Origin of the sequence: Lutibacter sp., assembly GCF_021647475.1 — a bacterium.
GTDB lineage: Bacteria > Bacteroidota > Bacteroidia > Flavobacteriales > Flavobacteriaceae > Lutibacter.
Map to the genome: position 1 here is coordinate 1 of NZ_JAKIUR010000037.1, position 15,042 is coordinate 15,042.

15 protein-coding genes are annotated in these 15,042 nt (G+C 29.2%); 6 read left to right on the forward strand and 9 right to left on the reverse strand.

What is annotated here, in order from left to right; all coding sequences use genetic code 11:
- Positions 1–82: 82 nt before the first annotated feature.
- From L3J60_RS09510 to L3J60_RS09525, 4 genes are all read right to left on the reverse strand, one after another.
- Positions 83–403, reverse strand: coding sequence for a DUF3078 domain-containing protein (locus tag L3J60_RS09510; RefSeq protein WP_291975269.1), 321 nt, complete (start codon positions 401–403; stop codon positions 83–85).
- 72 nt (positions 404–475) lie between these two features.
- Positions 476–985 carry a DUF2480 family protein gene (locus L3J60_RS09515; protein ID WP_291975270.1) on the reverse strand — a complete coding sequence of 170 codons (510 nt, stop codon included), beginning with the start codon at positions 983–985 and terminating at the stop codon, positions 476–478.
- 12 nt (positions 986–997) lie between these two features.
- On the reverse strand, positions 998–1,318 hold the full coding sequence (locus tag L3J60_RS09520) for a DUF59 domain-containing protein (protein ID WP_291975271.1): 321 nt from the start codon (positions 1,316–1,318) through the stop codon (positions 998–1,000).
- A gap of 51 nt (positions 1,319–1,369) precedes the next feature.
- Entirely contained in the window at positions 1,370–1,792 is a 423-nt protein-coding gene (locus tag L3J60_RS09525) for a SufE family protein (protein ID WP_291975273.1), read from the reverse strand.
- A gap of 98 nt (positions 1,793–1,890) precedes the next feature.
- On the opposite strand from L3J60_RS09525, the gene L3J60_RS09530 reads away from it, so the two are divergent.
- The 3 genes from L3J60_RS09530 (at position 1,891) to L3J60_RS09540 (ending at position 6,989) form a co-directional block, all read left to right on the forward strand.
- Complete coding sequence (locus tag L3J60_RS09530) at positions 1,891–2,817, forward strand: PfkB family carbohydrate kinase (protein WP_291975274.1); 927 nt, start codon at positions 1,891–1,893, stop codon at positions 2,815–2,817.
- Between the two features lie 359 nt (positions 2,818–3,176).
- Positions 3,177–5,075: an amidophosphoribosyltransferase gene (locus tag L3J60_RS09535; protein WP_291975275.1), complete on the forward strand. Its 1,899-nt coding sequence runs from the start codon at positions 3,177–3,179 to the stop codon at positions 5,073–5,075.
- A 117-nt stretch (positions 5,076–5,192) separates the two neighbouring features.
- Positions 5,193–6,989 carry an alpha-glucosidase gene (locus L3J60_RS09540; protein WP_291975277.1) on the forward strand — a complete coding sequence of 599 codons (1,797 nt, stop codon included), beginning with the start codon at positions 5,193–5,195 and terminating at the stop codon, positions 6,987–6,989.
- Between the two features lie 127 nt (positions 6,990–7,116).
- Here L3J60_RS09540 and L3J60_RS09545 read toward each other — a convergent pair whose 3' ends face one another.
- Positions 7,117–7,725, reverse strand: a complete 609-nt coding sequence (locus tag L3J60_RS09545) for a superoxide dismutase (protein ID WP_291975278.1) — start codon at positions 7,723–7,725, stop codon at positions 7,117–7,119.
- A 104-nt stretch (positions 7,726–7,829) separates the two neighbouring features.
- Positions 7,830–8,879 carry a class 1 fructose-bisphosphatase gene (gene fbp, locus L3J60_RS09550; protein ID WP_291975279.1) on the reverse strand — a complete coding sequence of 350 codons (1,050 nt, stop codon included), beginning with the start codon at positions 8,877–8,879 and terminating at the stop codon, positions 7,830–7,832.
- Between the two features lie 124 nt (positions 8,880–9,003).
- Here fbp and L3J60_RS09555 point away from each other — a divergent pair, with 124 nt between their 5' ends.
- From L3J60_RS09555 to L3J60_RS09565, 3 genes are read left to right on the forward strand one after another with little or no spacing between them, the layout of a single operon-like run.
- A complete protein-coding gene (locus L3J60_RS09555) occupies positions 9,004–9,477 on the forward strand; it encodes a GNAT family N-acetyltransferase (RefSeq protein WP_291975281.1) in 474 nt (157 codons plus the stop codon).
- Positions 9,478–9,480: 3 nt separating this feature from the next.
- Positions 9,481–10,728 carry an aspartate kinase gene (locus L3J60_RS09560; protein WP_291975282.1) on the forward strand — a complete coding sequence of 416 codons (1,248 nt, stop codon included), beginning with the start codon at positions 9,481–9,483 and terminating at the stop codon, positions 10,726–10,728.
- 39 nt (positions 10,729–10,767) lie between these two features.
- Complete coding sequence (locus tag L3J60_RS09565; protein ID WP_291975283.1) at positions 10,768–12,618, forward strand: lysophospholipid acyltransferase family protein; 1,851 nt, start codon at positions 10,768–10,770, stop codon at positions 12,616–12,618.
- 1 nt (position 12,619) lies between these two features.
- Here L3J60_RS09565 and L3J60_RS09570 read toward each other — a convergent pair whose 3' ends face one another.
- The 3 genes from L3J60_RS09570 to panB all read right to left on the reverse strand — a co-directional run bounded on the left by L3J60_RS09570 (position 12,620) and on the right by panB (position 15,019).
- Positions 12,620–12,895, reverse strand: a complete 276-nt coding sequence (locus L3J60_RS09570) for a TM2 domain-containing protein (RefSeq protein ID WP_291975285.1) — start codon at positions 12,893–12,895, stop codon at positions 12,620–12,622.
- A gap of 335 nt (positions 12,896–13,230) precedes the next feature.
- Positions 13,231–14,196, reverse strand: coding sequence for a 2-hydroxyacid dehydrogenase (locus tag L3J60_RS09575; RefSeq protein WP_291975286.1), 966 nt, complete (start codon positions 14,194–14,196; stop codon positions 13,231–13,233).
- 4 nt (positions 14,197–14,200) lie between these two features.
- Positions 14,201–15,019, reverse strand: coding sequence for a 3-methyl-2-oxobutanoate hydroxymethyltransferase (gene panB, locus L3J60_RS09580; protein WP_291975287.1), 819 nt, complete (start codon positions 15,017–15,019; stop codon positions 14,201–14,203).
- Between the last annotated feature and the right edge of the window lie 23 nt (positions 15,020–15,042).

Consider the following 15,042-nt stretch of genomic DNA (forward strand, 5'->3'; position numbering starts at 1 on the left):
TAGCCTTGAACCTCCTGAAAAATGAACAAACTAAAAAACTGTCGGTTAAAAGCAAAAGACTCAAAGCGGCTTGGGATGAAGACTATTTATTAAGGATATTGAAAATAAAAGTGTGAGTTTGCCCTGCAAAAGCACTGTTTTTACTTTTTGTTAAACCATAAGAGGCAATAATTTTATTATCCCAAGTTAAATTTCCTTTAGCATAATTAAAATCATAATTAATACCTAAGTTACCAGCAACATTGTTTTCGCCACCTGTAACCCAATTAGAAAATGCAGATTGGTTAAATAAAAGTGTAATATTTCCTTTTTTAGTCCAACCTTCTTTTGGTTCTTCTTTTTTTTCTTGAGCAAAAGCAATAATATTTGCAAAAAGAAAAGTAATTAAAATTAATTTTTTCATATTATTTATTTTATAAATTAGAGTTTGCGAAAATATAATTATTAGACCAATTTATAGCAAAAAAGTCACATTTTATTTTTCAGCTTTAAAAAGAGGAACGGATGAGCAAGCTTCACCAAACATAATAGATTTTGCAATAGGTTGTAATTTTTCAACTAACTGAATGTAAGCTGTTTCTGGAATTGGTTTATTGGCACAACCTTTAATTATTACTGGTAAATTTTTGTAATCTTTATAATTAAAACGATTTAAAATATCTTGAAAAATAGCATTTTCAAGTTCGTGTAAAGTCCCTACAATTATTTTTTTTGCAAAAGGAGTTAAATAGGTTGCAATAAGCATATATGCCCAAGATGGAATAATAGCGTTTGAAGAGCAAGTTAAAGCAATATATTGGTTTTTATATTGACTCCAATTATGATTTTTCAAAAAATTTCTAAACGCTTTTTCCTTTAAAATAAAGTCATTAAATAACCAAGGTTTTATATCAATAATAGTTCGTTTGCCGGAAGGATAAAAATCTTCTAAATCAATAGTTTTTAAACTACTATTAGCTACTCTATTTATAATATCATCAGCCATTATACTAAAGTTTTATAAAAAACCGAGTTCTAATTTAGCTTCTTCACTCATCATATCTTGAGTCCAAATAGGATCAAATGTAATTTCAACTTCACAATTTTTAACTTCTTCAAGTACTTTTACTTTTTCTTCAACTTCAACAGGTAAAGTTTCAGCTACAGGGCAATTTGGCGAGGTTAAAGTCATTAAAATTTTGACATCGTTGTTTTCACTTACAAAAACATCGTATATTAAACCTAATTCAAAAATATCTACAGGTATTTCAGGATCATAAATTGATTTTAATACTTCAACAATTTTTTCGCCTAAATCTTGAACACGTTCACTATTCATTTCAAAAATCTTTGTTTATATTCATTCTAAATAAGTGCAAATATACAATTATTAGCTTAATTTTGATTGAAATGCTAAAGCGTATAATTTTATTTGTTTTATCATAGAAATCAATCCATTTGCACGTGTTGGAGATAAGTGTTCTTTTAATCCAATTTTATCAATAAAATTAGTATCAGCCTCTAAAATTTCTTTTGGAGTATGATGGTTAAAAACACGCAATAACAAAGCAACCATACCTTTTGTTAAAATAGCATCACTATCTGCGGTAAAAGTTAATTTATCATCTTCAATAGTTGAGTGAAGCCATACTTTTGATTGGCAACCGTTTATTAAATTTTCATCCTTTTTATTAGCTTCATCAATAAGAGGTAATGATTTTCCTAATTCAATAATATATTCGTAACGTTCCATCCAATCTTCAAACATGGAAAACTCGTCTATAATTTCTTCTTGTATTTCTTTGATAGTCATTTTTTAAACTTATTTTTGCAAAAATAATCACATCTATACTTTAAAAAAAATATATAGAAAGATATATTTAAAAAAGAGATGTTTAGTTAGATAAAATTATGAGTAAATTATTAATTGTTGGAACGGTTGCTTTTGACGCAATTGAAACTCCGTTTGGTAAAACCGATAAAATATTAGGAGGAGCAGCAACCTACATTTCATTATCAGCTTCGCAATTTGGTGCAGAATCAGGAATAGTATCTGTGGTTGGAGGCGATTTTCCTAAAGCGTATATTACTAAATTAAATGAAAGAAATATTAATACAGATGGTATTGAAATTGTTGAAGATGGAAAAACATTTTTTTGGAAAGGATTATATCATAACGATTTAAATTCAAGAGATACGTTAATTACGGATTTAAATGTATTAGCAGATTTTAATCCAGTAGTTCCAGAAAATTTTAAAGACACTGATTTTTTAATGTTAGGTAATTTACATCCAGCTGTACAAATGGAAGTGATAAAACAAATTCCTGTTCGTCCAAAATTGGTAGTACTAGATACCATGAATTTTTGGATGGATAATACGTTGGATGAATTAATGGAAGTAATTGCAAAAATTGATGTAATCACCATAAATGATGAAGAAGCCCGTCAATTATCTGGAGAATATTCTCTAGTGAAAGCAGCTCAAAAAATACATAAAATGGGACCAAAATTTGTAGTGATAAAAAAGGGTGAGCATGGAGCGTTATTATTTAATAATGGCGATGTATTTTTTGCTCCAGCATTACCTTTAGAAGAAGTTTTTGATCCAACAGGTGCGGGTGATACTTTTGCAGGTGGATTTATTGGATATATTTCTAAAACTGGAGATATTTCCTTTGAAAACATGAAACGTGCCGTAATTGCAGGTTCTAATTTAGCATCGTTTTGTGTAGAAAAATTTGGAACAGAACGGATGGAAACATTAACACATGATGAAATTCAGAAACGATTATTACAATTTAAATTGTTAACCCAATTTGATATTGAATTAAGTTAAAAAATTAAATTCCGCCACTGTGCGGAATTTTTTATATAATTTTACTACTAATAACTCATTGTGCATTATGATAAAATTTCGTCAATTCGAGTAAATTTTAGCCTTTTTAGGCTTAAAATTAGTATCGAGAATAGGTTTTTTAGTTAAAAACAGCCATTCTCAATACAATTTTTTATCAAAAATTACCTGCCTTGCCGTCAGGAAGGCTCGAACTGACGTGTTTTGTTTGCAAATTACGTCAGATTGAGTGAAATTCTGAAAGAATTTTGTATCGAAATTAAGTAATTTGCTTACATCGAACTGACGTAACAGTAAGTTTAAAGAATCAAAATGCACAACGAGTTACTAATATTTTAAATATGAGTGACGCAATTAAACACGAATGTGGTATAGCAATGGTTCGGTTATTAAAACCTTTGCAATTTTACAAAGACAAATACGGTTCAGCATTTTATGGGCTAAACAAAATGTATTTGTTAATGGAAAAACAGCATAATAGAGGTCAGGATGGAGCTGGATTAGCAAGTATAAAATTTAATGTAAAACCAGGAATTCGTTATATCAGCAGAATTCGTTCTAATGCAAATCAGCCTATTCAAGATGTTTTTGCTCAAATTAATAATCGATTAAACACGTTAAACTCCAATTTTCCTGATAAGATAAACGATGTTCAATGGCAGTTAGAAAACGCACCATATATAGGGAATTTATATTTAGGTCATGTGCGTTATGGAACTTTTGGTAAAAATAGTATTGAAAGTGTACATCCTTTTTTACGCCAAAGCAACTGGATGCACAAAAGTTTAATTGTTGCTGGGAATTTTAATATGACCAATTCAAAACGATTATTTAATGATTTGGTTGAAATAGGACAGCATCCAAAAGAAATGACAGATACCGTTACGGTAATGGAAAAAATTGGGCATTTTATTGATGATGAAACTACTAAATTATATCGGAAATTAAAAAAAGAAGGCTATTCTAAAAAAGAAGCATCTCCAATAATTGAAGAACAATTAAATTTAAAAAAAATCCTTAAAAAATCTGCTAAAAACTGGGATGGAGGTTATGCAATGGCTGGGTTATTAGGTCATGGTGATGCTTTTGTATTACGTGATCCGGCAGGAATTAGACCTGCATTTTATTATGCTGATGATGAGGTAGTTGTAGTTGCTTCTGAACGACCAGTAATTCAAACTGTTTTTAATATTTCCATTAAAAAAGTAAAGGAAATCAAACCCGGAAATGCGTTAATTATTAAAAGAAACGGTACTATTTCAACTAATAAAATAAAAGAACCATTACCTAAAAAAGCTTGTTCATTTGAACGTATTTATTTTTCAAGAGGAAGTGATGCTGATATTTACAAAGAACGAAAAAATTTAGGAAGATTAGTTTTTCCGCAAATTCTAAAAAAGATAAATAGCGATATTAAAAATACGGTATTTTCGTTTATACCAAATACTGCTGAAACTTCATATTATGGAATGCGTGAAGCAGCGGTAGATTATTTAAATCTTCAAAAAACGGATATTATTTTAAATGGTAAACGTAGTTTATCCGCAGAAAAAGTTACCGAAATTTTAGCCGAAAGTCCTCGGTTTGAAAAATTAGCCATTAAAGATGCTAAATTACGAACTTTTATAGCAGATGACAATAGTAGAGATGATTTAGTTGGGCACGTGTACGATGTAACTTACGGAATTGTAAAACCTACAGATAATTTAGTAATAATTGATGATAGTATTGTTAGGGGAACAACCTTAAAGAAAAGTATCATTAAAATTTTAGACCGATTGCATCCTAAAAAAATAGTGGTAGTTTCTTCTGCTCCGCAAATTAGATATCCAGATTGTTACGGAATTGATATGGCTAAATTAGGAGATTTTATTGCGTTTAGAGCTACGTTGGAATTATTGAAACAGACGAATCAAAATCACATTTTGGATGAAGTTTATAAAGATTGTAAACAACAACAGCTTTTAGAGGATGAAAAAATAAAAAATGCTGTTATCAAAATTTATGAACCATTTACAAATGAGCAAATTTCAGATAAAATAGCAGAAATGCTTAAAACAGCAGAAATTAATGCGGAAGTTGAAATTGTATATCAAACGGTTGAAAATTTACATAAAGCCATTCCAAATCATTTAGGAGATTGGTATTTTACAGGAGATTATCCAACTCCTGGCGGAAATAGAGTGGTAAATGATGCCTTTATTAATTTTTATGAAGGCTCAAACAAAAGAGCTTATTAATTGGTTTTATTGAATTCATTTAAATGTTTCACCTTGTTCAAAATAAACGTTTTGAAGATATTGTAGCGTGTCTTTTTTTTAGTAATTTTAGGGTAATCAAATTTTCAATTTTATATTATGAAAAAACTCACTTGGTTTTCAGCAAGTATTATCCTATTTTTTTTAATAACGATTACATCTTGTAAAAAATCTACTAAAAGTGCAAAGTCTCAAAAAACAACAGAAAACACCGTAAATAAAAAATGGTGGAAAGAGGCAGTTGTCTATCAAATTTATCCAAGAAGTTTTCAAGACACAGATGGTGATGGTATTGGAGATTTAAAAGGAATTACCAGTCGTTTAGATTATGTTAAAAGTTTAGGGGTAGATATCATTTGGTTAAATCCAATTTATGCTAGTCCAAATGCAGATAATGGCTATGATATTAGCAATTATGACGCTATCATGAAAGAATTTGGAACGATGAAAGATTTTGATACCATGCTTTCCGAAATGCATAAACGCGGATTAAAATTAGTGATGGATTTGGTCGTAAATCATAGTAGTGACCAGCATGAGTGGTTTAAACAATCTCGTAGTTCAAGAACAAATCCATATCGGAATTATTATCATTGGTGGCCTGCCGAAAAAGGAACACCACCTTTTAGACCTTGTGCTTTTGATGAAGATGGTAGTGCTTGGAAATATGATAAATTAACAAATAGTTACTACCTACATTATTTTAGTTACAAACAACCAGATTTAAATTGGGAAAACCCAAAAGTAAGACAAGAAATTTACGCCATGATGAATAGGTGGTTAAAAAAAGGTGTAGATGGTTTTAGAATGGATGTGATTCCGTTTATAAGCAAAGACACAACTTTCCCTGTAATTACTAAAAAAATCTTAAAAGAAAAGTTTAATGGATCTTGGGGGCAATATTTTGCAAGTGGACCACATTTACATGAGTATTTACAAGAAATGAATAAGGAAGTTTTAAGTAAATATGATGTCATGTCACTTGCAGAAGGTGCTGGAACCACGTTAAAAACTGCCATGGATTTTGTAGATCCTGCTCGTCACGAATTAGATATGAGTTATCATTTTGATGGTGTAAGTTTAGGATATTTGCCAAATCAATTTAAACAAATGGATCCTAACGGTTATAAGTTGACTGAATTTAAAAAAGTATATTCTGATTGGGATAAAGTTTTTGAAAAAAAAGGTTGGGGAACTATCTACTTAGGAAATCATGATCAACCACGAATGGTAACCCGTTGGGGAAATGACAGCGAAGAATTCAGAGCGATTTCTTCAAAAATGCTTTCCACATTTTTATTAACGATGCGTGGCACACCTTATTATTATTTTGGTGATGAATTAGGAATGTCGAATATAAAATTTAATGACATTAAAGATTATAGAGACATTGAAACTATTAGTATGTATAAGCGCACCGAAGATAAAGGCGGTGATTTACATTATTTTTTAGAAGGTCAAAAAATAAGTGCACGTGATAATGGTAGAACACCATTTCAATGGGATGCTTCAGAAAATGCAGGATTTACAACAGGAATTCCTTGGATAAAAATTAACAAAAATGAAAATGAAATCAATGTAGTTTCTGAAGAAAACAATCCAGATTCGCCACTTAATTACTTTAAAAAATTGGTTCAATTAAGAAAAAACAATAAAGATGTATTGGTTTACGGAAGCTACAAATTGTTAGATAAAAATAACCCAAATGTATATGCTTATACAAGAACTTCAGGCAATCAAAAAATGTTGATTCTGCTGAACTTTAAAGCAATAGAAGCAACAGCTAATACTGGTTTAGATTTAAGTAATGCAACAGTTTTATTAAGCAATTATTCAAATGCTAAAGTGAGTCAAAAATTACAACCTTATGAAGCGTTAGTATTAGCATTGAAATAACAGGATAGTTATTGCATTCGATGCTAACTATCATTTAATGATATATAGAAAAATATAAATATTGAATTAAAAAAACCGACTTTTTAAGTCGGTTTTTCTTTGATTTTGTTTAGTAGTAAATAGAAATTTATTTATTTTCAGCATAAAGTTTTTCAACATAATTCCAGTTAATTACATTAAAAAATGCATTAATATATTCTGGTCTTCTGTTTTGGTATTTTAAATAATAAGCGTGTTCCCAAACATCTAAAGTTAAAATTGGAAAACCTCCACAGCCAATACCTGGTGTCATTGGGTTATCTTGATTAGGCGTTGAACAAATTTCAACTTTTCCACCTTTATGAACACAAAGCCAAGCCCAACCAGAACCAAATCTAGTAGCTGCTGCTTTAGCAAAAGCATCTTTAAAAGCGTCAACAGAACCAAATTCAGCAACTATTGCATCTTTTAATTCGCCAGATAAATATCCTTTTCCTTCAGGATTCATTACATTCCAAAATAAATGATGGTTGTAATAACCTCCACCGTTATTTCTAACAGCAGTATTGTTTGGATCTAAATTAGTTAAAATGTCTTCTATAGATTTAGTATCTAAATCTGTTCCAGCAATAGCTTTATTTAAATTATTTGTGTAGCCTACGTGGTGTTTTGTGCTATGAATTTCCATAGTTCTAGCATCAATATATGGTTCTAACGCATCAAAAGCGTATGGTAATTTTGGTAATTCGAAAGCCATAATTATATTTTTTTAGTTTAAAAATTAATATTTCAAAGGTAGCGAACGAAAACCAATCTTAAAAATCGAATGTTTTTATAGTTGTATTGGTAAATTTTATTGCTTTACTTTTTTTCTGCTAATTCTTCTTCATTATATTTGGCGTCTTCAGGGTATTTAGCCATAAATTCTTCAGCTTTTAGCACCATTTTTTTACTTCCGCAAAAAAATGGAACACGTTGATGTAATTCTGTGGGTTTAATATTTAAAATACGCTGATATCCATCACTGGCACTTCCATTTGCTTGTTCAGCTAAAAAAGCCATAGGATTACATTCATACAATAATCGTAGTTTTCCTTTCGGATTTTTAGTGCTTGTTGGGTAAATATAAATACCTCCTTTAATCATATTTCTATGAAAATCGGATACTAACGACCCAATATAACGTGAAGTATAAGGTCTGTCTTCTTTTTCTTCTTGGCAATATTTTAAATAATCTTTAACTCCCTGAGGGAAATGTACATAATTTCCTTCATTAATAGAATAAATTTTTCCATTTTTAGGAAATTTCATATTTGGATGCGATAAATAAAACGAGCCAATTGCTGGGTTTAAAGTAAATCCGTTAACACCATTTCCAGAAGTTAAAACTAGCATAGTTGAAGTTCCATAAACCACGTACCCAGCGGCAACTTGCTGATTTCCTCGTTGTAAAAAATCCATTTCATCAACGGGAGTTCCTATTGGGGTAACTCTTCTGTAAATAGAAAAAATAGTTCCAACCGATACATTTACATCAATATTTGAAGAGCCATCTAGTGGATCCATTAAAACCACATATTTATTTTCATTGGTTTCATGTTTTCCTTTAATAGTAATAAATTCATCTTCTTCTTCGCTAGCTATTCCACAAACAATTTCACGGTTTATTAGCGTTTCCATAAAAACTTTATTTGCATAAATATCTAGTTTTTGTTGGTGCTCTCCTTGAATATTGGTGAATCCTGCTTCACCTAAAATATTAACTAAACCCGCTTTGTTAACCTTATAATTAACCACTTTAGCAGCTAATTTAATAGAACTAATTAAACGTGTAAACTCTCCTGTAGTGGATTTGTAGTGCTTTTGGTTTTCAATAATAAACTCGCCTAAGGTAAGATGACTGCTTTTCATACTACTGCTTAATTTTATTTATACAAATATCGGTAAAATATATTTTAAAAAGAGATTTGCTTAACCTTTAGTTTTGGTTAAAGATTTTTTATTTTAGCAAAACAGGTTATAAAATAAATAGCACATGAACTTTATAATTAGAAAAGGTGAAAAAAAAGATATGCCTTCGGTTTTAAAATTAATTAATGAATTAGCAATTTTTGAAAAAGAACCAAAAGCGGTTGAAGTTTCAATTACAGATTTAGAGAATCACGGTTTTGGAATAGCTCCATTATTTAAAACTTTTGTTGCTGAAAAAAATAAGGAAATTGTGGGAATGGCGTTATTTTATCCAAGATATTCTACATGGAAAGGGCCAACCATTCATTTAGAAGATTTAATAGTTGCAAAAGAAATGCGAGGTTTAAACATTGGTACTGCATTATACAAAAAAGTATTAACCTATGCTTATAAAAAAAATGTACGACGCGTAGAATGGGTAGTTTTAGATTGGAATACACCCGCTATTAATTTTTATAAAAAATCAGGAGCAATAGTTTTACGTGATTGGGATACCGCACAAATAACCAGAAAAGAAATAGCAAACTATTTAAAATAAATAATGAAAGTATTTAAGTTTGGAGGTGCATCGGTAAAAGATGCAGAAAGCATAAAAAATGTTGCTAGAGTTTTAAAGCATGAAGGGTTTAAAAACACTATAGTTGTTATATCTGCAATGGGAAAAATGACTAATGCCTTTGAAAAAATTGTTAATTCGTACGTTCAAAAATCACCAGAAATTTCTATTGATATTGACAATGTTAGAAACTTCCACCTTCAAATAGTTGACAATTTATTTAAAGATAAATCACACAATATATTTACTGAAATTGAAATTTTATTTGGACAATTAGGCACGTTTTTAATTCAGAATAAATCTAATAATTATAATTTTATTTACGATCAAATTGTTGGTTTTGGAGAGCTTTTATCTACTAAAATTATAAGTGCTTACTTAAATAATAACACTATTAAAAACACTTGGATAGATGTTAGAGATTTTATTAAAACCAATTCATTTTATAGAGATGCAAAAGTAGATTGGAAAAAAACGCAACAAAATATTCAGCAATTAAAATCGGATACATTAATAATTACTCAAGGTTTTTTAGGTTCAGATAAAGAGAATAAAACAACAACGCTTGGTCGTGAAGGTTCCGATTTTTCAGCAGCTATTTTTGCTTTTTGTTTAAATGCAAAAAGCGTAACTATATGGAAAGATGTTCCTGGAGTTTTAAATGCTGATCCTCGTTTTTTTAAAAACACCCAATTATTAAATCATATTTCCTATAATGAAGCTATTGAAATGGCATTTTATGGAGCATCGGTAATACATCCAAAAACATTAAAACCTCTAGAAAATAAAAATATTCCATTAAATGTCAGGTCATTTTATGAATTGGTAAATAAAGGAACTACTGTTTCAAAAGGAATTGATTTAAAGCCAGAAATAGCTTGTTATATTTTAAAGAAAAATCAAATTTTGGTAGCTATTTCAGCAAAAGATTTTTCGTTTATGGTTGAAGAAAACTTAAGCGATATTTTTAAAAAAATGCACGAATTTAAATTAAAAGTTAATTTAATTCAAAATTCAGCTTTAAGCTTTTCAGTTTGTATTGAAGATAAATTTAATACATTCCAATTATTTTTAAATGAACTAAATTTAAAATATAAAGTAAGTTATACAGCTAAGGTTGTGCTATATACTATAAGGCATTCAAACAGGCAAGCTGTTAAATCTATTGAAAAAAAAGGAAAACTTTTACTGAAACAATCAACAAAAGGAACCGTTCAACTTATTATGCAATAATTTTATGTATTTTTGTTTTTCTAGTTAATTTTTTAATGAATGAGTTTAATTACAGCTAAAGAAGTTGCAAAGGCTACAAACCTTAACAAATATGGATTTTTTGGCACCTTTTTAGGTTGGATACTACTAAAAATACTTAGAATTTCAACTATAAATAAAATCTACAATAAACATAAACATCTAAAAGGCGAAGAATTTTTTTCTGAGTTGTTAGATGATTTACAAATTAAATTTGAAATTCCGGAAGAAGATTTAAAACGAATACCTAAAACCGGTGCTTTTATAACCGTTTCTAATCATCCTTTAGGCGGCATTGATGGTATTTTATTGCTAAAATTACTTATTGAAAAAAGACCAGATTATAAAATAATTGCTAACTTTTTATTACACAAAATTGAGCCTATAAAACCATTTGTTTTACCTGTAAATCCGTTTGAAGATCATAAAGAAAGTAAATCAAGCATATCGGGATTAAAAAGTGCCTTTGCACATTTAAATAATGGATTTCCATTAGGAATATTTCCTGCCGGAGAAGTTTCAACCTATAAAGATGGAAAATTAATTGTAGATAAACCTTGGGAAGAAGGTGCAATTAAATTAATTCAAAAAGCCAAAGTACCGGTAATTCCCATCTATTTTCATGCAAAAAATAGCAGATTTTTTTATTTTTTATCAAAATTAAATAACAAGTTACGTACTGCAAAATTACCATCAGAATTACTTTCTCAAAAAGAACGAATAATTAAAGTACGAATTGGAAAACCAATTTTAGTAAAAGCTCAGGAAGAGTATTCTAACACTCAAGATTTTTGCGATTTTATTCGCCGAAAAACTTATATGTTAGCAAATCCGTTTGAAAAAGAAGTAAAAAATTTAGTTGCAAATTCATTAAAACGTTCTAAAAAACAACGACATCCAAAAGAGGTGGTTTGTCAAAAAAATATAGATAAAATTTTAAAAGAAGTTAATGATTTAAGAAATGACGGCGGATGCTTACTTAAAAGTAAAAATTATGAAGTCTTTTTTGCGGCAAGTGAAAAAATACCAAACATCAAGTTTGAAATTGGGCGTTTACGTGAAATAACCTTTAGAGAAGTAGGCGAAGGCACAAATGAATCTATAGATTTAGACGTTTTTGATGGTTATTATCATCATTTATTTTTATGGGATAATGCATCTAAAAAATTAGTTGGTGCTTACCGAATGGGATTAGGAAAAGGAATTTATAAAAAATATGGAATTGAAGGGTTTTATGTTCAAACCTTATTTAAATTTGAGCCTGAATTATATACCATGATGGAAAATTCTATTGAAATGGGGCGGGCTTTTATCATTAAAGAATATCAACAAAAACCAATGCCTTTATTTTTATTATGGAAAGGAATTGTGCACGTTACCTTACGTTATCCAGAATACAAATATTTAATAGGTGGAGTTAGTATTAGTAATAAATTTTCAAACTTTTCAAAATCATTAATGATTCAATTTATGAAATCTCATTATTATGATCCGTATGTTGCACAATATATTCATCCAAAACAAGAATATAAGGTTAAGTTAAAAGATGCAGATAAAGATTTTGTTTTTGATGCTACTCAAGCTGATATGAATAAATTTGACAAATTTATTGATGAAATTGAACCAGGAGCTTTACGAATTCCTGTTTTAATAAAAAAATATGTGAAACAAAACGCAAGATTAGTAGCTTTTAATGTAGATCCAAAATTTAATAATGCTATTGATGGCTTAATGTATATTAGAATTTCAGACATACCAGAAAGTACCGTAAAACCAGTTATGGAGGAATTTCAAGCACAATTAGAAAGTAACAGCGATGTTAGTAATAATGAAAATGAAGTAGAAGAAAAACCTCCTACTTCAAAAGGTTAAATTAAAACCAGTGTTTTTCATTTACTTGATAAGTTTCAATAAACTCTTCATCAGATTTTGTTAAATAGATAATTCCTTCAATAAATGGAATTATGGTTAAAACTCCGCAACTAACTATTGAAATAATTATTTGAATAATACCTTCTTTGGTATAGCCCAAAATAAATTTATGAACTCCTAAACTACCAATTACAATTGCCAATATACCAGCAAGAACTCGTTTGCTTTCTTGTTTTTGAGCAGGCATTTTATTCCCGCTTTCATCTATAATATCCATAGGATTAATTTTTTGTTTTTCAAATGTAAATAATTAATTTAATAATGCAGTATTTTTTGGTCTCCAAAGTTCAATTTTATTTCTTTTAAGATCTAAAATTAAAGCAAATTTCCCATAATTATATTCTTCACTATTGCTTATAATACTTGAGCTCGATATAAGGATTTAGTTGTTCAAAACGCTATTCTCGATACAATTTTCTATTGAAAATTACTCGAATTGACGTAATTTGCTTACATCGAACTCAGGTTACAATGGTAACTTCTTCTTTTTTTAATTCAGTTGAATTTTTAGTTTTAAAAAATAAGCTACCTATTTCTGTTAATTTAGCATACTCAGTTATGGGCTTTTTTTGACTTTTTTGAAAAGAATTTTTCTTCAACTTTAGCCACAATAGTTTGTGCTAATTTTATTTTTGATTCTACAGTCCAACCTGCAATATGAGGAGTTAATAATGTTTTATCAGAATTAATCAAATAACTAAATGCTTCAGGTAACTTTTCATTTTCAAATAAATTTTCAAAAGATAGTTTTTCATATTCTAATACATCTAAACAAGCACCTAAAATTTTATTTTTTTTTAAAGCTTCTACTAAATCATCCGTTACCACAGCCGATCCTCTAGCTGTATTTATAAGGTAAAAAGGGTTTTTAAAATTATTGATAAATTTAGTATTTATCATGTTATGCGACAGTGTATTAAAAGATGTGTGTAAGCTTAAAACATCCGTTTTTTCTTGTAGCTTTTCTAAAGTAACTTGTTTACAATTTTCATCACTAACGTCATCTAAAATATCATAACAAATTACATTTACATCAAAACCTTTTAATTTTTTAGCAAAGGATTTTCCCATATTTCCATAACCGATAATTCCTATGGTTTTACCTTCTAATTCTAAACCACGATTATCTTCTCGTAGCCATTTTCCATTTCTAATTTCTAAATCTGCCTTTTTTAAATTATTAAAAAGTGATAAAATCATTCCTAAAGCCTGTTCGCCAACAGCATTTCTATTGCCTTCAGGTGCTGAAATTAGTTCAATTTTTTTCTGTTTAGCGTAATTTACATCAATACTTTCTAATCCTGCTCCAACACGGGCAATAAATTTTAAGTTGGTTGCTTTATCAATAAATTGTTTATCTATATTAAATCTGCTTCTAATTACAATTCCTTGATATTGTTTAATTTTTGTTTCAATCTGGATTTTGTTTGAAGTGTAATCTTCTTCACAAACACAACCTAAATTTTCTAATTCTGTTTTTAGTAAAGGATGGTTTTTGTCGGCAAGTAAAACTTTCATTTAATTAATATTGTTCGTTTTCATTTGGAAAATCTTTATTTTTAACATCGGAGATGTAATTTTTAAATGCAGAAGACATTTCAGTATATAAATCGGCATATCTTCTTAAAAATCGGGGACTAAATTCGTGAGTCATTCCTAGCATATCATGCATAACAAGCACTTGACCATCAACGCCATTTCCAGCACCAATACCAATAACTGGAATTGAAATACTTTCGGCTACTTCCTTTGCTAATTTTGCAGGAACTTTTTCTAAAACTAAAGCAAAACAACCTAATTGTTCTAATAATTTTGCATCTTCTTTTAGTTTTTCGGCTTCTTGTTTTTCTTTTGCTCTAACAGTATAAGTTCCAAATTTATAAATGGATTGTGGGGTTAAACCTAAATGTCCCATTACAGGAATTCCGGCGGTTAAAATTCTTGAAATAGATTCTCTTATTTCGCTTCCACCTTCTAACTTTACAGAATGAGCTCCTGCTTCTTTCATTATTCTAATAGCAGAATCTAATGCACTTCTAGAATTTCCTTGATAACTTCCAAAAGGCAAATCTACCACAACTAAACTACGCTTTATTGCCCTAACAACTGAGCTTGCATGGTAAATCATTTGGTCTAAAGTAATGGGTAAAGTTGTTTCATGACCTGCCATAACGTTAGATGCGGAATCTCCAACTAAAATAATATCAATACCAGCATGGTCAACAATTTTTGCCATGGTATAATCATAAGCAGTAAGCATGGCAATTTTTTCACCGTTTTTTTTCATTTCTACCAAACTATTAGTAGTAATTCTTTTATAATCGTTTTTAGAAGTGGTCATGATTTTAATATTTTGTCATAAAA